The sequence below is a fragment of the Alphaproteobacteria bacterium genome (assembly GCA_039980135.1).
Lineage (GTDB): Bacteria > Pseudomonadota > Alphaproteobacteria > UBA6615 > UBA6615 > UBA8079.
In genome coordinates this window covers 307,824-325,401 of sequence record JBDXCV010000003.1, presented here as the reverse complement: position 1 = coordinate 325,401, position 17,578 = coordinate 307,824, and the positions used below count along the sequence as shown (strand labels likewise).

The 17,578-nt window shown below is 64.3% G+C and carries 18 protein-coding genes; 7 read left to right on the top strand and 11 right to left on the bottom strand.

From position 1 onward, the window contains the following. Positions 1–160: 160 nt before the first annotated feature. The 3 genes from dnaK (at position 161) to dapB (ending at position 4,267) form a co-directional block, all read left to right on the top strand. Positions 161–2,125 carry a molecular chaperone DnaK gene (dnaK, locus tag ABJ363_03435; protein ID MEP4378029.1) on the top strand — a complete coding sequence of 655 codons (1,965 nt, stop codon included), beginning with the start codon at positions 161–163 and terminating at the stop codon, positions 2,123–2,125. A 97-nt stretch (positions 2,126–2,222) separates the two neighbouring features. After that, positions 2,223–3,359, top strand: a complete 1,137-nt coding sequence (dnaJ, locus tag ABJ363_03430; protein MEP4378028.1) for a molecular chaperone DnaJ — start codon at positions 2,223–2,225, stop codon at positions 3,357–3,359. An 89-nt stretch (positions 3,360–3,448) separates the two neighbouring features. After that, complete coding sequence (gene dapB / locus ABJ363_03425) at positions 3,449–4,267, top strand: 4-hydroxy-tetrahydrodipicolinate reductase (protein ID MEP4378027.1); 819 nt, start codon at positions 3,449–3,451, stop codon at positions 4,265–4,267. Here dapB and ABJ363_03420 read toward each other — a convergent pair. Then, entirely contained in the window at positions 4,264–4,752 is a 489-nt protein-coding gene (locus ABJ363_03420; protein MEP4378026.1) for a DUF2244 domain-containing protein, read from the bottom strand. The genes dapB and ABJ363_03420 overlap by 4 nt on opposite strands. 169 nt (positions 4,753–4,921) lie before the next feature. On the opposite strand from ABJ363_03420, the gene nth reads away from it, so the two are divergent. Next, entirely contained in the window at positions 4,922–5,557 is a 636-nt protein-coding gene (nth, locus tag ABJ363_03415; protein ID MEP4378025.1) for an endonuclease III, read from the top strand. A gap of 38 nt (positions 5,558–5,595) precedes the next feature. Here the strand turns inward: nth and ABJ363_03410 are convergent, their stop codons facing one another. From ABJ363_03410 to ABJ363_03395, 4 genes are all read right to left on the bottom strand, one after another. After that, the gene (locus ABJ363_03410; GenBank protein ID MEP4378024.1) at positions 5,596–6,030 is read right to left on the bottom strand and encodes a hypothetical protein; all 435 of its coding nucleotides are present in this window, start codon (positions 6,028–6,030) and stop codon (positions 5,596–5,598) included. A gap of 4 nt (positions 6,031–6,034) precedes the next feature. Beyond that, positions 6,035–6,172 (bottom strand): hypothetical protein, encoded by a 138-nt coding sequence (locus tag ABJ363_03405; protein MEP4378023.1) that lies wholly within the window; start codon positions 6,170–6,172, stop codon positions 6,035–6,037. Continuing rightward, entirely contained in the window at positions 6,147–6,644 is a 498-nt protein-coding gene (locus ABJ363_03400; protein MEP4378022.1) for a polymer-forming cytoskeletal protein, read from the bottom strand. Before ABJ363_03400 ends, ABJ363_03405 begins: the two co-directional genes overlap by 26 nt. Positions 6,645–6,779: 135 nt before the next feature. Then, positions 6,780–7,475 (bottom strand): EI24 domain-containing protein, encoded by a 696-nt coding sequence (locus ABJ363_03395; GenBank protein MEP4378021.1) that lies wholly within the window; start codon positions 7,473–7,475, stop codon positions 6,780–6,782. A gap of 150 nt (positions 7,476–7,625) precedes the next feature. On the opposite strand from ABJ363_03395, the gene ABJ363_03390 reads away from it, so the two are divergent. Beyond that, on the top strand, positions 7,626–8,636 hold the full coding sequence (locus tag ABJ363_03390; GenBank protein ID MEP4378020.1) for an adenosine kinase: 1,011 nt from the start codon (positions 7,626–7,628) through the stop codon (positions 8,634–8,636). Between the two features lie 33 nt (positions 8,637–8,669). Next, positions 8,670–9,458: a ZIP family metal transporter gene (locus ABJ363_03385; protein ID MEP4378019.1), complete on the top strand. Its 789-nt coding sequence runs from the start codon at positions 8,670–8,672 to the stop codon at positions 9,456–9,458. Positions 9,459–9,465: 7 nt separating this feature from the next. On the opposite strand, the gene ABJ363_03380 is transcribed toward ABJ363_03385, so the two are convergent. Further along, positions 9,466–11,298: an extracellular solute-binding protein gene (locus tag ABJ363_03380; protein MEP4378018.1), complete on the bottom strand. Its 1,833-nt coding sequence runs from the start codon at positions 11,296–11,298 to the stop codon at positions 9,466–9,468. A 106-nt stretch (positions 11,299–11,404) separates the two neighbouring features. Here ABJ363_03380 and ald point away from each other — a divergent pair, with 106 nt between their 5' ends. Further along, positions 11,405–12,520 carry an alanine dehydrogenase gene (gene ald, locus ABJ363_03375; GenBank protein ID MEP4378017.1) on the top strand — a complete coding sequence of 372 codons (1,116 nt, stop codon included), beginning with the start codon at positions 11,405–11,407 and terminating at the stop codon, positions 12,518–12,520. On the opposite strand, the gene phoB is transcribed toward ald, so the two are convergent. The 5 genes from phoB to pstC form a co-directional block, all read right to left on the bottom strand. Beyond that, positions 12,517–13,224: a phosphate regulon transcriptional regulator PhoB gene (gene phoB / locus ABJ363_03370; protein ID MEP4378016.1), complete on the bottom strand. Its 708-nt coding sequence runs from the start codon at positions 13,222–13,224 to the stop codon at positions 12,517–12,519. The genes ald and phoB overlap by 4 nt on opposite strands. 35 nt (positions 13,225–13,259) lie before the next feature. Continuing rightward, positions 13,260–13,970 (bottom strand): phosphate signaling complex protein PhoU, encoded by a 711-nt coding sequence (gene phoU / locus ABJ363_03365; protein MEP4378015.1) that lies wholly within the window; start codon positions 13,968–13,970, stop codon positions 13,260–13,262. A 32-nt stretch (positions 13,971–14,002) separates the two neighbouring features. Beyond that, a complete protein-coding gene (pstB, locus tag ABJ363_03360) occupies positions 14,003–14,809 on the bottom strand; it encodes a phosphate ABC transporter ATP-binding protein PstB (GenBank protein ID MEP4378014.1) in 807 nt (268 codons plus the stop codon). Positions 14,810–14,870: 61 nt separating this feature from the next. Further along, positions 14,871–16,175, bottom strand: coding sequence for a phosphate ABC transporter permease PstA (gene pstA, locus ABJ363_03355; GenBank protein MEP4378013.1), 1,305 nt, complete (start codon positions 16,173–16,175; stop codon positions 14,871–14,873). Continuing rightward, positions 16,168–17,550: a phosphate ABC transporter permease subunit PstC gene (gene pstC / locus ABJ363_03350; GenBank protein MEP4378012.1), complete on the bottom strand. Its 1,383-nt coding sequence runs from the start codon at positions 17,548–17,550 to the stop codon at positions 16,168–16,170. The genes pstA and pstC overlap by 8 nt, the downstream gene beginning before the upstream one ends. Between the last annotated feature and the right edge of the window lie 28 nt (positions 17,551–17,578).

Genomic DNA, 17,578 nt, shown 5'->3' with positions numbered 1-17,578 from the left:
CTGAAAAACGCCACAGCCTAGCGGTTGCACACGGGTTGCGCCCTCCCTATATGTGCGTCGAACAATACAGGGCTCGTGATGTGGGCCCACCCATTTGAAATACAGGGGCCTGTGCCGGTGCCGTTTGGGCCGGGCAGGTCTGCTGAAAAGTGAGGAACTCATGGCGAAAGTAATCGGTATCGATCTCGGGACCACCAACTCCTGCGTGGCTGTCATGGACGGCGGCACGGGCAAGGTGATCGAAAATTCCGAAGGCGCGCGCACGACGCCGTCGATGGTGGCGTTCTCCGACGATTCGGAACGCCTTGTCGGCCAGGCCGCGAAGCGCCAGGCGGTGACCAACCCTGAAAACACGATCTTTGCCGTCAAGCGGCTGATCGGTCGCCGGTTCGACGACCCGCTGACGGAGAAGGACAAGAGCCTGGTCCCCTACGAAATTGTCGAGGGCGAGAATGGCGATGCCTGGGTCGGCGCGAGCGGTGAGAAATACAGCCCGTCGGAGATCAGCGCCTTCATCCTTCAGAAGATGAAGGAAACGGCCGAGACCTATCTGGGCGAGACAGTGGAGCAGGCCGTCATCACGGTGCCGGCCTATTTCAATGATTCCCAGCGTCAGGCGACCAAGGACGCGGGCAAAATAGCCGGCCTCGAAGTGCTGCGCATCATCAACGAGCCGACCGCGGCGGCGCTGGCCTATGGTCTCGAGAAGAAGGAAGCGGGCACCATCGCGGTCTATGACCTCGGCGGCGGCACCTTTGATATTTCGATTCTCGAAATCGGCGACGGCGTCTTCGAAGTGAAGTCGACGAACGGCGACACGTTCCTGGGCGGCGAGGATTTCGACGCGCGGATCATGGAGTATCTCGCCGACGAATTCAAAAAGGAGCAGAGCATCGATCTGCGCGAGGACAAGCTCGCCCTGCAGCGCCTCAAGGAAGCCGCCGAGAAGGCGAAGATCGAGCTGTCCGCCTCCACCCAGACCGAGGTCAACCTGCCGTTCATCACGGCGGACCAGGCCGGGCCGAAGCATCTCAACATCAAGCTGACCCGGGCGAAGCTCGAGGCGCTGGTCGAGGATCTGGTCGACCGGACCGTCGATCCCTGTGCCGCCGCGCTGAAAGACGCCGGTCTGAAGTCGAGCGAGATCGACGAGGTCATCCTGGTCGGCGGCATGACCCGCATGCCGAAGATCCAGGAGACGGTGAAGAACTTCTTCGGCCGCGACCCCCATCGCGGGGTGAACCCCGACGAGGTCGTCGCCATCGGCGCGGCCATCCAGGCGGGCGTACTCGCCGGTGACGTGAAGGACGTGCTGCTGCTCGACGTGACGCCGCTGTCGCTCGGCATCGAGACCCTGGGCGGTGTCTTCACCCGCCTGATCGATCGCAACACGACGATCCCGACGAAAAAGAGCCAGGTGTTCTCGACCGCCGAGGACAGCCAGCAGGCCGTGACGATCCGCGTGTTCCAGGGCGAACGCGAGATGGCTGCCGACAACAAGGTGCTGGGCCAGTTCGACCTGGTGGGTATTCCCAGCGCGCCGCGCGGTGTGCCGCAGATCGAGGTGACTTTCGACATCGACGCGAACGGCATCGTCAATGTGTCGGCCAAGGACAAGGGCACGGGCAAGGAACAGCAGATCCGCATCCAGGCATCGGGCGGTCTGTCCGACGATGACATCGACCGCATGGTCAAGGACGCCGAGGAGCATGCCGCGGACGACAAGGTGCGGCGCGAGACGGTCGAGGCCCGGAACCAGGCCGAGACCCTCGTTCACCAGACCGAGAAGAGCCTCGAAGAGCATGGTGATAAGGTCGAGGCCGAGGTCAAGGCGGAGATCGAAGGCGATGTGGCGGCACTCAAGGAGGCGCTCGAGGGCGAGGATGGCGAGTTGATCCAGACCAAGCTCGAGGCCTTGGTGACATCGTCGATGAAGCTCGGCGAGGCGATCTACAAGGCCGAGCAGGAGAGCTCGGACGAGGCCGCGGCCGACGCCGCCGGAGCGGAAGCGGGTCCGGATGGCGAAGGCCCGGATGGCCCGGATGAGACCATCGTCGATGCCGACTTCGAAGAAGTCGACGATGAAGACGACGACGACCGCAAGGATCAGTCGTCCGCCTCGTAACCGGGGCCTGGAGGGGTTCGAACCCGGGGCCGGCGCCGAAACGCCGGCCGCCGGCGGGTTCGTCCCTCTTCATTCGGTGTAGGGGTGGGGAACGTCCATGGCTGATAAAGATTTGTACGAAACACTGGGTGTAGACCGCGGCGCGGATGCCGCGGCGCTCAAGAGCGCCTATCGCAAGCTCGCCAAGGAGCTGCACCCGGACCGCAACCCCGACAATGCGGACGCCGAGCGCCAGTTCAAGGAAATCAATCAGGCCTATGACATCCTGAAGGATGACGACAAGCGCGCCGCCTATGACCGCTACGGGCATGAGGCGTTCGAAGGCGGTGCGGGTGCCGGACAAGGCGGCGGCGGGTTCGATTTCTCGGGCGGCGGTTTCGCGGACATCTTCGATGAAATGTTCGGCATGGGCGGCCGCGGCGGGCGTCGGCAGGCCAGCACCCGCGGCTCCGACCTGCGATACAATCTCGACGTCAGTCTTGAGGATGCCTTCGCCGGCAAGCAAACCCGGGTCAGGGTGAATGCCTCGGCAGCGTGCGATTCGTGCCACGGTTCGGGCGCGGCTGGCGGGGCCGAGCCGGTCACCTGCCCGTCCTGTCAGGGCGCGGGGAAAGTGCGGGCGCAGCAGGGCTTCTTCACCGTCGAGCGCACCTGTCCGACCTGCCATGGTGCGGGCCGGATGGTCGACAACCCGTGCGGCTCCTGCGGTGGTGCGGGGCGCATGAACAAGGAGAAAACCCTGTCGGTCAACGTGCCGGCGGGGATCGAGGATGGCACCCGGATCCGCGTCGCGGGCGAGGGCGAGGCGGGGCTGCGCGGTGGGCCGCCGGGCGATCTGTATATTTTCGTTACCATCCGGCCGCATCGGTTTTTCCGGCGCGACGGGGCCGACATCCAGTGCCGGGTGCCAATCCCGATGACGACGGCATCGCTGGGCGGCTCGATCGAGGTGCCGACGATTGATGGCGCACGCGCACGGGTGAACATTCCCGCCGGCACCCAGACCGGCCAGCAATTCCGGCTCCGCTCGAAGGGCATGTCGGTCCTGCGGGCGAATTCGCGCGGTGATATGTATGTGCAGGCGCAGATCGAGACGCCGGTCAACCTGACCAAGGAGCAGCGCGACCTGCTCAAGAAATTCTCGGATGCGGGCGGCGGGTCCACAAAACACAGCCCCGAATCCGAAGGCTTTTTCACCAAGGTGAAAGAGTTCTGGGACGACCTGAAGGACTAGCGCTTTTGCGCCGGGGTGCGTTTACCCGGGCGCGTGAAATGCTATGGTCGCCGCCGTTCCGGCATGCCGCCGGTTGAGGGTGGATGAAGATGGTCGATCAACGGAAAATTGGCATTGTCGGCGCCGGCGGGCGCATGGGCCAGATGCTCGTGCGCGTCGTGGCGGAAACCGACGGCTGCGTGCTCGCCGGCGCGAGCGAAGTGGCCGGCTCGACGCATCTCGGGGCCGACCCGGGCCTGCTGGCGGGTGTCGGCGAGAGCGGTGTCGCGATCACCGATGACGCGGCGGCCGTTTTTGCCAGTGTCGATGCCGTGATTGATTTCACGGTCCCCGCGGCGACCGCCGCCCATGCCGCCATGTCAGCCGAGGCGGGCTGTGCGTTGATCGCCGGTACGACCGGCCTGGAGGCAGCGCATCGCGCCGCGCTCGACGCGGCGGCCGCAAAGGTTCCGGTCGTCTGGGCATCGAACATGTCGAGCGGGGTTAACCTCCTGTTCGCGATCACCGAGCAGGTGGCACGTGCGCTCGATCCTGACTTCGACATCGAGATCGTCGAGATGCATCACAAGCACAAGGTCGATGCCCCGTCCGGCACGGCGTTGAGCCTCGGCGAGGCGGCGGCGCGCGGACGCGGCGTCGATTTCGACACGGAGAAAGTGCTTTCGCGCGAGGGCATCACCGGGGAGCGCCAGCGCGGGAATATCGGTTTCGCCACCTTGCGCGGCGGTGATGTCGTGGGCGAGCACAGCGTCGTGTTCGCGGCCGCGGGGGAGCGCATCGAGCTGACCCACCGGGCGACCGACCGGGGGATTTTCGCGCGTGGTGCCGTCCGCGCGGCGAACTGGACCGGTGGGCAGAAGCCGGGTCTCTACTCGATGATGGATGTACTGGGGCTGGGCGGCGGCTAGGCGTTCCGGGACGCGCGCAGTTTTCCGAGGGCGTCGCGCAGTGCATTCGCCAGATCGCCACGTTCTTCGGGCGTCAGGAAGCCCCCGACCGACAGTGACCGCCCATGGCTCGCGAGCCGTAATTCATTGTCACCCCCGGGGCGCGGTGAAAGTTCCACGGACAACCAGTGGGGCGGTGCGAATTTATGCTCATGCGCCTGTCCCGACGGGCGCACGCGGGCGACCGTCATGGCCTCGGGGGTGAGGCACAGATGCTCGAACCGCCGTCCGTCGCGTGCATTGGCGCGAAAGGCCCACGCGAACAGCAGAATTTCACAGCCGAAGAAGGGCAGCACCGGCCAGGCACCCTGGGCGGCGAAGAACAGGCCGACCAGGCTCAGCATCCCGGCCAGCCCGAACAGCAGATACCGGACCCCCTGGGGGCTCAGGCTGCGGTGCGGGGTGAGCACGGCATCGAAGATCGGCTCCGAACGGACATGATCCATGGCCGAAGTCTAGGCTGCGGGAAGGGACACGAAAAGATACGCTTTGTCGCAGTCGCCGCTTTGTGATCGGCCTGGTTATTGTTCCGCGTTCTGTGGCTGCCCCGCGACCGGAAACAGGGTAATTTCCCATCATGCCTTGCATGATCGACGATGAGATTTTATGGCCCGCATGACCAAAGACGAGATCGAGGAGTTTTTCGCCCGCCTGTCGGCCGCGAATCCTCATCCGACCACCGAGCTTGAATACACCAATGTGTACACCCTGCTGGTTGCCGTCGTGATGTCGGCCCAGGCGACGGATGTCGGGGTGAACAAGGCGACGGCCGAATTGTTCAAAACCGTCGATACGCCGGCGAAAATGGTGGCGCTGGGCGAAGACGCGCTGATCGGCCACATCCGCACGATCGGCCTGTTCCGGAACAAGGCGAAGAACGTGATCGCGCTGAGCGAACGGTTGCTGGCCGAGCATGATGGCGAGGTCCCGGCGGACCGGGCAGCGCTGGAGGCGCTGCCGGGTGTGGGCCGGAAGACGGCGAATGTTGTCCTCAACACGGCCTTCGGCGAGCCGACAATGGCCGTGGATACGCATATCTTCCGGCTGTCGAACCGCACGGGCCTGGCGCCGGGCAAGGATGTCCGCAAGGTTGAGGATGGGTTGATGAAGCGGGTGCCGGAACACTATCTGCGTCACGCCCACCACTGGCTGATCCTGCACGGCCGCTATGTGTGCAAGGCGCGCAAGCCCGACTGTATGTCGTGTGCGGTTGAGGATCTGTGCCGCTACAAGGCGAAGGTCACCGCCTAGAGTTCGGCGCCTTCAGGCGGCCGCGTATCCGGCCGGTTTCATCCGCTTTTCGTGAAGCGCGCCAGACAGTCGTCGGCTTCGTCGCCGACGATCTGGCCGTCGGGTGTGCGCGCCTCGATATGGGTTGCCTGGCGGTCCGCGCTGCCGGCGCGGCGCGGGTAGGCGAAGACATGCAGGATACAGGCCGCGTTGTGGTAAATCCGGACCTCGCCATCGCCTTCGCGCCGGATCAGTTCGGGGGTCCCGATCCGCGCATCGATCTGCGCGGTCGCAAGCCCGATCAAATCCGATATCCGGGGTGCCGGTGCCGATGGTGCCTGACGCGCCGGTGCGACCCCGGTAGCCCCGGGTGCCGTGCGGGCGGGTGGCGGCGCGGTTGTGGTTTGTCGCTCTGCAGGCGCAGGTGCGAATGCGTCGGCGCAAGCGGTGAGCGCAAGCATGGCCGCCAGCATGAATGCGCCGCGAAAAACCATGAACTCAGGCCGAGAAGACGAAAATCGTTACCAGGAATGTGATGCCGGCCGCGGACAGAACGGCCACACGGGACGGTCCGTCCGTGGTCTGCGTGCTGCTTGTGCTGCCGGCGAGCCTAGCGATGTATCGAAACATCGCCATCGACTTCTCCTCCGTTTTCGATCTCGAGGCGCCCGTAGGACACCGTGCCGGTCACTTTTCCCGACGCGGTGATGCGCAGCGCGCGCGCCACGTCGAGGTCGCCGTCGAACCGCCCGCTAATGATCGCGGTCTCGACCTTGGCACTGCCGTCGAACCGGCCGCCGCGGGAGACTTCCAGCGCGCGGGCGCTATCGAGTTTTGCTTCGATCCGTCCTTCGACGATCAAGGAATCACATTCGGTGATGTCGCCCTTGAGCGAAATGTCGCGCCCGACCGTCAGGGTTTTGGTCTCCGATACGCGGCGGGGCTCGTTGTCGTCTGTCCGCTCGAGATGGTCCCCGAAATTGGGAATATCGGTTGCCCGCGCCGGTTGGCGGTCGAGGAAACTCAGATCGAGTTCCGGTCGCGGTTCGGTGTTACCGGCCTTGTTCTTGCCTGCATCCTCGCCGGTGTCTTCGGCATCTGCGCTCATGGTTGCCCCCTGTTTGGACCCCAGAATCGTCAAACGGGTCTGGGATTCGAAGCCCACACCCGAGATTATTGCGACTCTCAATTGCTTGGATAGCGCATTTATATTAAAATGTCCACAATGTTGTTTAATGCGCTGTTATACAACGATATTAACAGAATCATGGTCTCGGGTTGCTTCGAAAACGTGCAACATCATGGCCGTTCCGAACAAAGGCAGTATCAAGTTCACGACCGGGATCGAGACGACCACCGCCAACATCAGGCCGGACATGAAGATCGGGGTGCGCTTTCTGAGCCGGTAGTCGCGCAGTTGTGTGGGGTCCATGCGACGGAACCCGACCATTTCCAGATACTCGCGGCCGAGCAGGTGGCCGTTCACCGCCCAGCCGGCAATGAAGTAGATCGGCGGGAAGAAGATCAACACCAGCAGCAGCAGATTGAAGACGATCAGCAGCCCGCCGAATTTGAGGCCGATGATCACCGCCTCCACGATCGACTGATTGCGGGGCGGTGCGAGATGCGGATAGTGGCGGGCCTCGACGGCCCGGCAGATGGTCTCGATGTAAAGACTTGCGTAGATACCCAGGAATGCGGGCAGCAGCAGAATAACGAGGACGAAGACGGCGATGGAGCCAAGCCAGTCCACGGCGGTCTCGAGCCAGCCGCCGACGAACGGTACGTTGCCGATCAACTGGGTGCTCGACAGGAGCCAGGACAGGCCGCCCCACAGGAGCATGGCGGTGATGATGCTGAGGCCGATCGACTGCCAGAGAACCGCGCGCATGCGCGGGTCGCTGAAGTCGCCGAGTGCCTTGAAGAATGCTGAAATCATGGTGCTTTGTCATAACGTCTCGGGTTCGTGAACACCATTCGAAAAGCGCCAAATCCACCGCGCCGGCGGATTGCGTGAGCCTCTGGCGTCGCTATACTCGCGCGCTTCATCCCAGATCTATCCCGCCGCCAAGTCTGGCCAGGAGTTCCCATGACCGAATCCCATCCCGCCGAAGGCGCGCTTGATGTTGTCTGCGTCGGCAACGCGATTGTCGATGTACTGGCCCAGGCCGACGATGCCGTGATCGAGGCGCACGGCATGGTAAAAGGCACCATGGCCCTTATAGATGCCGGTCAGGCCGAGGCACTGTATGCGGCGATGCCGGAGGGGATCGAGACCTCGGGCGGATCCGCCGGCAACACGGCGGCCGGACTCGCTTCTTTGGGGGCGGACTGCGCGTTTATCGGCAAGGTTCGCGATGACCAGCTCGGGGATATCTTCGCCCATGACATCCGCGCGGTGGGCGCGGAGTTCAATACCCCGGCGGCGACCGACGGCCCGCCGACCGCGCGTTGCCTGATCCTGATCACGCCGGATGCCCAGCGCACCATGAACACGTTTCTCGGCGCGAGCGTCAACCTGGATCCTGATGATATCGACGGTGACATGATTGCGCGCGCCCAGGTGACCTATCTGGAGGGCTATCTCTGGGACCGGGACGAGGCCAAGGCGGCTTTCCTGAAGGCTGCCGCGCTCGCCGCCGCGAACGAGCGGCTGGTCGCGCTCAGCCTGTCGGATCCGTTTTGTGTCGACCGGCATCGGGATTCATTTCGCGGCTTCATACGAGACCATGTCGATGTCCTGTTCGCGAATGAAGACGAGATCATGTCGCTCTATCAGGTCGGAAGCTTCGACGATGCACTCCAGCATGTCCGGGAAGACTGCCGCATTGCCGCGCTGACGCGGTCGGAGAAGGGTGTCGTGGTCGTGTCGGGTGACGAGGTGCATGTGGTCGATGCCGTGCCGGTGGCGCAGGTTGTCGATACGACGGGTGCCGGGGATCAGTTTGCCGCGGGCTTCCTGTTCGGCCTGACTCAGGGGCGCGATCTGGCCACTTGCGCGCGGATTGGCGCGATCACGGCGGCGGAGGTGATCGATCATGTCGGGCCGCGACCGCGGGTCAGTCTCGCGGAACTGGTGACGGCGCGCCTCGCCGGATAGGGTGGCGGGGCAAAGAACGAGGATCTTTCGGACATGAGCCTGCTCGCGATCAAGGCGGTCGCCATTCTGGTCATCCTGTTGACCGCGCTCCTCGGCAGTTTTGCGGCCGTGCGGACCAAGCAATCCCGCCATGCCGACCGGCTTTTCGCGCTGGGATCATTGTTCGGCGCGGGTGTTTTTCTGGGTGCCGGTCTGATCCATGTATTGCCGGACTCGGTCGACCTGTTTGCGCGCCTTTATCCCGAACTCGACTATCCGGCCCCGTTCGGCATCGCCGCCCTGGGCCTGATCGCGGTGCTTGCCGTGGACCGGCTGGGCCACCGGCTGCAGGCGCGAACGCATGGCAAAATGTCCGACGCGGGCGGCACCTCGGCGATGATCCTGCTCGTCGTCCTGTCGTTTCATTCGATTCTCGCGGGCGCTGCGTTGGGCGCGGAGGATTCGGCGGCGAACTCGATCATATTGTTGCTGGCGGTCGTGGCCCACAAGGGAAGCGCGGCCTTCGCGCTGACGTCGGGCTTGCTGCGGACGCCCGCCGGGGATTCAGCGTCCGCGCGTTCGGTCTGGGGCCTTCTCGTCGTGTTCGCGTTGATGACGCCGCTGGGGATTTTACTCGGGACCGGTTTGCAGGAAATCCTCGACGGGGATGCGGCCAGGGTCAGCGAGGCGCTGTTCGATGCTTTCGCGGCGGCGACATTCGTCTATGTGGCGACCCTGGAGATTATCGGGCCGGAGTTCCGGGAGAATGACCGGAGCGGGGCCAAGCTCGGGGCGCTGACGGCGGGTCTCGCGGTCATGGCACTGGTCGCACTCTGGCTGTAGCGGCCGCCTAGTTTCGCGCGCCGGGTTCGAACCAGAGCGTTTCCAGCCTGAGCCCGTAGACGGGTACCGTCGCCGGGCGCCGGATACGCGTCCAGTAGGCGATGCGCTGGCCCGCATCGTGATAGAGCGGCATCACATAGTGATTCCACATCAGGATCCGATCAAGCGCGCGCGCCGCGGCGACCAGTTCTGCCCGGTCGCGCGCCGCACCCAGGGCCGCGATCATGGCGTCGACGGCCGGGTCCGAAACGCCGGCCCAGTTGCGCCCGCCGGGTTGTCGGGCCGTTTGCGCGCTCCAGTAGTTTTGCTGCTCGTTGCCCGGCGACAGGGTCACGCCCCAGAAGCCGAAGACCATGTCGAAATCATAGGAATCGATCAGTCCCTGGAACTGAGCGGATTCGACCAGCCGGACGGATGTCGCGATTCCGAGGCGCTTCAGGTTGCGCCCATAGGCGAGCGCGATGCGCTCGTTGGATGGCCGGCGGATGGTGATTTCGATCCGGAAGGGGTTGCCGTCGCCGTCGACGCGGGTGTCGTTTTCTATTCGCCATCCGGCCGCCGCGAGAAGCTCGGCCGCGCGTTTCAGGTTCGCCCGGGGGCGGCCCGAACCGTCGGTGACCGGCGGCACGTAGGGTGGTCCGAACACCGTATCGGGGACCTTGCCCCGCCAGGGTTCGAGCAACGCCAGCTCCGGCCCCCGGGGCGGGGCGGTCGGCGCCATGTCGGACCCGGAAAACATGCTCCGGGTGCGGGTATAGCCGTCATGAAGCAGCGTCTTGTTGAGCCACTCGAAATCGAAGGCCAGGGTCAGCGCCTCGCGCACCCGGATGTCGGCGAACTTGTCGCGCCGCAGGTTGAACGCCAGCGCACTCAGCCCCGACGGGGTGCCGGTGTGCAGCACGTCCAGTTCGACCGCGCCGGTCTGCGCGGCGGGAATGTCATACTGGGTGGCCCAGCGCGCGGCGTCGCCCTCGAAGCGGAAATCATAGTTGCCGGCCTTGAAGGCCTCGAGCGCAATGGCGGCATCACGGAAATAATCGAACCGGATATCGTCGAAATTATACTGCCCCCGGTTTACCGCCAGTTCCGCACCCCAGTAGTTAGGGTTGCGCCGGAACGACAGACCCCGGCCCGGATCGACGGCGGCAATCGTGTAGGGCCCGCTCGCCAGGGGCGGCTCCAATGTGGTCGCGTCGAAGGTGCGGCCCGCCCACCAGTTCTTCGACAGGATCGGCATGAAGCCGGCGATGAGCAACGGCAACTCCCGGTCGGAGTTGTCGACGAAGGTGAAGCGGACGCGCCGGGGGCCGGTTTCCGCGGCCGTGACCACGCGCGCCCAGGTCGCCCGCGCATTCGGGCTGCCCTTGGCCTTGAGGGTCTCCCAGCTGAAGATGACATCGTCGACCGTGACCGGGGCGCCGTCGGAGAAGCGCGCTTCTGCGCGCAGCGTAAACTCCACCCAGGCGCGGTCGGGCGGTGTCTCGATGGTCTCGGCGAGAAGTCCGTAGAGGGAGAAGGGTTCGTCGCGGCTGCGTTTCGCCAGGGTCTCGAAATATATTCCGAAACCGTGATGCAGGCCGGCCGCCGGTTTGCCGCGAATGATGTAGGGGTTGAGGGAATCGAAGCTGCCGATGGCATGCAGACGCAAGCTGCCACCCCTGGGCGCGTCCGGGTTCACATAGTCGAAATGGGCGAAATCGGCGGCATATTTCGTCGTACCCAGCATGGCGATGGCGCTTTCGGGCGCGGCGGCGGCATGGCCGTTTGCGGCGAGCGTCCCGGTCAGCAAGAAGAGCGCGGCGGCGAATCTGCGGCACGGGGAGGGGCGGAATTGGCGCATGGCTCAAGCGATCTTTACTGGGGTGTTGATACGACACCCCAAATATACTGCGGGACATGAGTCGAAATTACGACCGAACCGAAAACAGACGTGATGGGGTGGCGAGATGCTGATCGGCGTGCCGCGTGAAATCAAGAATCGTGAGTACCGGGTGGGCCTGACGCCGGCGTCGGTGCGTGACCTGGTGCATCACGGGCATCAGGTGATGGTTGAGTCCGCAGCGGGGCTGGGTGCGAACTTCGCCGACGAAGACTATATGGCGGCGGGGGCGCAGATCGCGCCGGACGCGGCCGCGGTGTTCGGCGCGGCGGAGATGATCGTCAAGGTGAAGGAACCCCAGCATGAGGAATTCGGCCTGCTGCGTGAGGGCCAGATCCTGTTCACCTACCTGCACCTCGCCGCCGAGCGAGACGTAACCCAGGCCCTGATCGACGCGGGCGCGGTGGCCATCGCCTATGAAACGGTGACAGACCGGCATGGCGGGCTGCCGCTGCTGGCGCCGATGAGCGAGGTGGCCGGCCGCATGTCGATCCAGGTCGGCGCGCATTATCTCGAAAAGGAAGCGGGCGGACGTGGGGTCTTGATGGGCGGTGTACCCGGTGTCGAGGCAGCCGATGTGCTGGTCATCGGCGGCGGCGTATCGGGCACCAACGCGGTGCGCATGGCGATGGGCATGGAGGCGAAGGTGACGGTGCTCGACCGGTCCCTCGACCGGTTGCGCGAACTCGACATGCAGTTCGGCCCCACCCTCAACACGATCTATTCGACGGTCGATGCGGTCGAGCGCTTCGCGCTGAATGCCGACCTGGTGATCGGTGCGGTCCTGGTGCCGGGAGCCGCGGCGCCGAAGCTGCTGACGGCCGACACGGTGCGGGGTATGCGCCGGGGCGCGGTCGTCGTCGATATCGCGATCGACCAGGGCGGTTGTTTCGAGACCTCGCGGCCCACCACCCATGACGCGCCGACCTATATCGTGGATGAGGTGGTGCATTACTGCGTGACGAATATGCCCGCCGCGGTGGCGCGTTCGTCGACGGCGGCGTTGAACAACGCGACCCTGCCCTATGTGCTGGCGCTGGCGGACAAGGGGTTCTCCCGGGCGCTGCGCGACGATGCGGGACTTCGCGGCGGCCTGAGCGTGGCAAGTGGGGCGGTGACCCATCGTGCCGTCGCCGACGCGCTGGCCCTGCCGCTCACCGATGCGGAAGAGATTCTTGTCTAGGCGTATTCGTTCTTGAGATCGAGGGCGTAGCCCGCGGACCGCACCGTCCGGATCAGGTCATCCGTGCCGGGCAGGTTCATCGCCTTGCGCAGTCGCCGGATATGCACATCGACCGTGCGCGGCTCGATATAGGCGTCGTGGCCCCAGACCGAATCGAGCAACTGCTCGCGCGAGAAGACGCGGCCGGGATGCTCCATCATGAACCGCAGCAGCCGGAATTCCGTGGGCCCCAGATCAACCGGCGCATCGGCGCGGCTGACCCGGTGGGTCGTCAGGTCCATGGCGATGTCGCCATAGGTCAGCTGATCCTTGTCGAAGGCCGGCCGGGTGCGGCGCAGGACGGCGCGCACGCGTGCGATCAGCTCGCTCGGCGAGAAGGGTTTGACCACATAATCGTCGGCCCCGGCGTCGAGCCCGCGAATGCGGTCGTCTTCCTCGCCGCGCGCGGTGAGAATGATGATCGGCAGGTCGCGGGTTTCGGGGTTGCGCCGGATGCGGCGACAAATCTCGATGCCCGACACATAGGGCAGCATCCAGTCGAGCAGCACCAGGTCGGGTTTGTGTTCCTCGACCGCCAGCATGGCTTCGTCGCCGTCACGGGCGATTTGTGCCTGGAAACCGGCCTTCTCCAGATTGTAGGAGAGAAGCTCGACGAGCGGCGGCTCGTCTTCGACAATCAGGACGCTGGGTTGCAGGTTGTTCACGGGGTTCCTTGCCTGGCGCGACGTTTGGGGGGCGATCAGCTGGGCTCGACGACGGTCACGCTCGCCTCGTCCGCCTTCGGGCGATCCTCATCGAGCGCGCGGCCTTCGACCTGGTAATGGATCAGTTCGGCTATGTTCGTTGCCAGGTCGCCGATCCGCTCGATGTTGCGTGCCACGAACAGCAGGTGGGTGCATGCCGTGATGTTGCGCGCATCCTCCATCATGTAGGTGAGAAGTTCGCGGAACAGGCTGTCGTACATATCGTCGACTTCCTTGTCCCGGACCCAGACCTCGCGCGCCATCGCGACGTCATTGTTCGAGAAGGCGTCAAGCACGTCCTTGATCATCTCGCGCACCAGGCGACCCATGCGCGGGATGGTGAAAAGCGGTTTGACCGGCGGCATCTGATTGAGCGCGATGGTGCGCTTGGCCACATTCTTCGAATAGTCGCCGATCCGCTCGACAATGGGCGCGACCTTCAGCGCGGTCACGATGTGGCGCAGATCGGTCGCCATGGGCTGGCGCAGGGCCAGGAGCCGAATGGCCAGCTCATCGACTTCCACATGGAGTTGATCGATCCGGCGATCATTCTCGATGGCCGATTCTGCTAGCGAGGAATCGCGTTTTTGCAGGGCCTCGATGGAATTCTCGAGCTGGGATTCGGCGAGACCGCCCATGCGGCTGAGAAGGTCGCTCAGCCGGCTGAGCTCCTCGTCGAAGGACGTCACGATATGGTCGGTGCTCATCAGATGCGCTCCGTTTGAAGGCCGGGGCCGGACTAGCCGAACCGCCCCGTGATGTAGTCCTGGGTGCGTTCGTCTGCCGGATTGGTGAAGATCATTTCGGTGGCACCAGACTCGACGAGATAGCCGAGATGGAAGAAAGCGGTGCGTTGGCTGACCCGGGCTGCCTGTTGCATTGAATGGGTCACGATCACGATCGTGTAGTTCTGGCGCAGCTCGTCCATCAGTTCCTCGATACGCGCGGTGGCGATCGGATCGAGCGCCGAGCAGGGCTCGTCCATCAGGATGACATCGGGGTTCACGGCGATCGCACGGGCGATACACAGGCGCTGTTGCTGGCCGCCCGACAGGCCCGTCCCGGGCTCGCCCAGGCGGTCCTTGACCTCGTTCCACAGGCCGGCGCGCTGCAGGCTCGACTCGACGAGATCATCGAGGTCGGCCTTGCCCTGGGCCATGCCGTGGATCCGCGGGCCATAGGCGACATTCTCGTAGATCGATTTCGGAAACGGATTGGGTTTCTGAAAGACCATGCCCACCCGGGCGCGCAGCTGCACGACATCGATGGCCGGGTCGTAAATGTCCTGATCGTCGATCGCGATGTCGCCGGTCACGCGGCAGATCGGGATGGTGTCGTTCATACGGTTGATGCAGCGCAGGAAGGTGGATTTGCCGCAGCCCGAAGGCCCGATCAGCGCGGTGACCTGGTTCTCCAGAACGTCGAGCGAGACACCGAACAGCGCCTGTTTCTCCGCATAGAAAACGTCGACTTTGTCCGCCTTCACCTTTGTGGGGGCGGGCGTCGGTTCGATTTCGGGCGCCCCCGCTTCGATTACTTCGCTCATTCCAATTACGCCTTCTTCGCCCGACTGTGGTTTGCCTTCAACATGAAACGCCTCGGTCATACTACCACCGCCTTTCGAATTTCCGCCGCAGAAGTACGGCGGCGAGGTTCATCAGAATCAGGAAGGCCAGCAGCACCATGATCGCGGCCGATGTGCGTTCGACAAAGGCGCGCTCGGGGGCATCGGCCCAGAGAAAAACCTGGACGGGCAACACCGTCGCCGCATCGGTGAAGCCGCGCGGGATATCGACGATGAATGCGACCATGCCGATCATGAGCAACGGCGCGGTCTCACCCAGCGCACGGGCCATACCGATGATCGTGCCGGTCAGGATGCCCGGCATCGCCAGGGGTAGGACATGGTGCGAGACCGTCTGCAGGGGCGATGCGCCGACACCCAACGCGGCTTCGCGGATGGAGGGCGGCACGGATTGCAACGCCGCGCGCCCGGCGATGATCACGGTCGGCAGGGTCATCAGGGCCAGCACGAGGCCGCCGACAAGCGGTGCGGAGCGGGGCAGCCCGAAGAAATTCAGGAACACGGCCAAACCGAGCAGACCGAAGACGATCGACGGCACCGCAGCCAGGTTGTTGATGTTCACCTCGATCAGGTCGGTCCAGCGGTTTTTCGGCGCGAACTCTTCGAGATAGACCGCAGACATCACGCCGATCGGGAAGGAAAGAATGAGGGTCACGAAAAGCGTGAGCATGGTGCCGACAACCGCACCCCAGACACCGGCCTGTTCGGGCTCGCGGCTGTCGCCGGCGGTAAAGAAAGTGGTGTTGAAGGATCGCCGGGTACGGTTGTCTTCGCCGAGTGTGTCGAACCAGCCGATCTGCGCGTCATTTACCCGGCGGTCGCCTTCGGGCACGTCGCGTGAAATGGACCCCTTGTTCAGCTGGTCGATGTCCGCCGAGGATTTGAACCAGATGGTCTGCGTCGTGCCGATCAACGTGGGGTCGGCCTCCACGATTTTCCGGAGTGTGAAATCGGAGCCGGTGGAGACAAGCTTGTAGAGCGCGCGCAGGTTCCGCCGGCCCGAGACGTCGGGGAACTGGCTGCGCATTGCGTCGCGCACGATCTTGCGGTAGTTGCCCTTGGCGAGTGCGGCGGGCTCACGAGTGCCGTCAGGGTCGATCAGCGACGGGTCCAGGCTCACGTCCAGCGCGATCTCTGTCTGGGTGAATGCGCTCGATCCGGCCGAGACGATCGAACCCAAAAGGATGGTGAGCATGGCCAGCGCGGCAAAGATGGCGGCAATGCCATACAGCCTGAATCGCGCTTCGGCCCGATAGCGTTTGCGCAAATGGGCGTCCGAGAAATCGGGCTTCCGGGTGATCGGCCGTTCGGCGGTGAAATCAGTCATATTCTTCCCGATACTTTCGCACCACGCGCAGGGCGACGATATTGAGCGCCAGGGTGACCAGGAACAGCACCAGTCCCAGGGCGAATGCGGCCAGGGTCTTGGCGCTGTCGAACTCCTGGTCGCCGACCAGCAGGGTCACGATCTGGACCGTGACCGTCGTGACGGCTTCGAGCGGGTTGGCTGTGAGATTGGCGGACAGGCCGGCGGCCATGACCACGATCATCGTCTCGCCGATGGCGCGGCTGACGGCGAGCAGGACCGCGCCGACAATGCCATGCAGCGACGCCGGCAGGATGACCTGGCGGATGGTCTCCGATTGTGTCGCGCCCAGGGCATAGGAGCCGTCGCGCAGGGATTGGGGCACGGCGTTGATCACGTCGTCCGACAGGGACGACACGAACGGGATGATCATCACGCCCATCACCAGACCTGCGGCAAGTGCGCTCTCCGAGGCCACCGAAAGGCCGATGGATTCGCCCGCGCCGCGAAACAGCGGCCCGACGGTCAGGGCGGCGAAGAAGCCGTAGACCACCGTGGGGATGCCGGCGAGAATTTCGAGCGCCGGCTTGACCAGGGACCGGGTGGTCGGGCTCGCATATTCGGCCATGTAGATGGCCGCCATCAGCCCGATGGGTACGGCCACGATCATGGCAATGACGGTAATCAACAATGTGCCGGCGAAGACGGGGACTGCGCCGAACGCGCCGGATCCGCCGACCTGATCGGCGCGCAGGGCCGTCTGCGGGCTCCAGCTCAAGCCGAACAGGAATTCCAGCGGATTGACCTGCCCGAAGAAGCGGATAGATTCGAAAATCAGGGAAAGAATGATCCCGATGGTCGTCAGGATGGCGATGACCGAGGCGATGAGCAGAAGCGCCCGGACGATCCGCTCGACCTGTGGGCGGGCGTGCAGGGCGGGCTGGATGGCCTTGAGTCCGAAGAAGAGACCGCCGCTGGCCAGCAGGATCGCCGCCCCGGTCATGAGCGTAAAACCGAGTTGTTGGAATTCGCCATAGCGCGCGGCGGCCGCCTGGACCATCGGACTCGGCGTCCGGCTCGTGATGTCGCCGGTCGCGAGGTTCCGAATATCGCTGAGGAGAAGGCTTATCTGGCCCTCGGACATGCCTGAAATGCTGTCGGCCAGGCTGGACAGGACCATGCGCTCGACGAAATCGGTCTGCAGCATCAGCCACAGTGCGACGACAATTAACGCCGGCAGCCCGCACCAGAGTGCGACATAAGCACCGTGATAGGACGGCAGCGAGTGGAGGTTTTCGGCGCTGCCGCGGACGCTCGAAAGCGCCTTGCGGCGACCATATTGATAGGCAAATGCACTAAGGCCGAGCAGCACAACGATGAGAATAAGGGCGTTCATGGTCCGGCGTACTGCTGTGTGGCTGGGC

Bases quoted from the DNA above. Each gene is read 5' to 3' on its own strand.
- ABJ363_03420 (MEP4378026.1), bottom strand. From the start codon at position 4,752: ATGGATCATGTCCGTTCGGAGCCGATCTTCGATGCCGTGCTCACCCCG.
- pstB (MEP4378014.1), bottom strand. From the start codon at position 14,809: ATGAGCGAAGTAATCGAAGCGGGGGCGCCCGAAATCGAACCGACGCCC.
- ABJ363_03395 (MEP4378021.1), bottom strand. From the start codon at position 7,475: ATGATTTCAGCATTCTTCAAGGCACTCGGCGACTTCAGCGACCCGCGC.
- phoU (MEP4378015.1), bottom strand. From the start codon at position 13,970: ATGAGCACCGACCATATCGTGACGTCCTTCGACGAGGAGCTCAGCCGG.
- ABJ363_03410 (MEP4378024.1), bottom strand. From the start codon at position 6,030: ATGGTTTTTCGCGGCGCATTCATGCTGGCGGCCATGCTTGCGCTCACC.
- dnaK (MEP4378029.1), top strand. From the start codon at position 161: ATGGCGAAAGTAATCGGTATCGATCTCGGGACCACCAACTCCTGCGTG.
- dnaJ (MEP4378028.1), top strand. From the start codon at position 2,223: ATGGCTGATAAAGATTTGTACGAAACACTGGGTGTAGACCGCGGCGCG.
- pstA (MEP4378013.1), bottom strand. From the start codon at position 16,175: ATGACTGATTTCACCGCCGAACGGCCGATCACCCGGAAGCCCGATTTC.
- dapB (MEP4378027.1), top strand. From the start codon at position 3,449: ATGGTCGATCAACGGAAAATTGGCATTGTCGGCGCCGGCGGGCGCATG.
- ABJ363_03405 (MEP4378023.1), bottom strand. From the start codon at position 6,172: ATGGCGATGTTTCGATACATCGCTAGGCTCGCCGGCAGCACAAGCAGC.
- ald (MEP4378017.1), top strand. From the start codon at position 11,405: ATGCTGATCGGCGTGCCGCGTGAAATCAAGAATCGTGAGTACCGGGTG.
- nth (MEP4378025.1), top strand. From the start codon at position 4,922: ATGACCAAAGACGAGATCGAGGAGTTTTTCGCCCGCCTGTCGGCCGCG.
- ABJ363_03390 (MEP4378020.1), top strand. From the start codon at position 7,626: ATGACCGAATCCCATCCCGCCGAAGGCGCGCTTGATGTTGTCTGCGTC.
- ABJ363_03400 (MEP4378022.1), bottom strand. From the start codon at position 6,644: ATGAGCGCAGATGCCGAAGACACCGGCGAGGATGCAGGCAAGAACAAG.
- ABJ363_03385 (MEP4378019.1), top strand. From the start codon at position 8,670: ATGAGCCTGCTCGCGATCAAGGCGGTCGCCATTCTGGTCATCCTGTTG.
- ABJ363_03380 (MEP4378018.1), bottom strand. From the start codon at position 11,298: ATGCGCCAATTCCGCCCCTCCCCGTGCCGCAGATTCGCCGCCGCGCTC.
- pstC (MEP4378012.1), bottom strand. From the start codon at position 17,550: ATGAACGCCCTTATTCTCATCGTTGTGCTGCTCGGCCTTAGTGCATTT.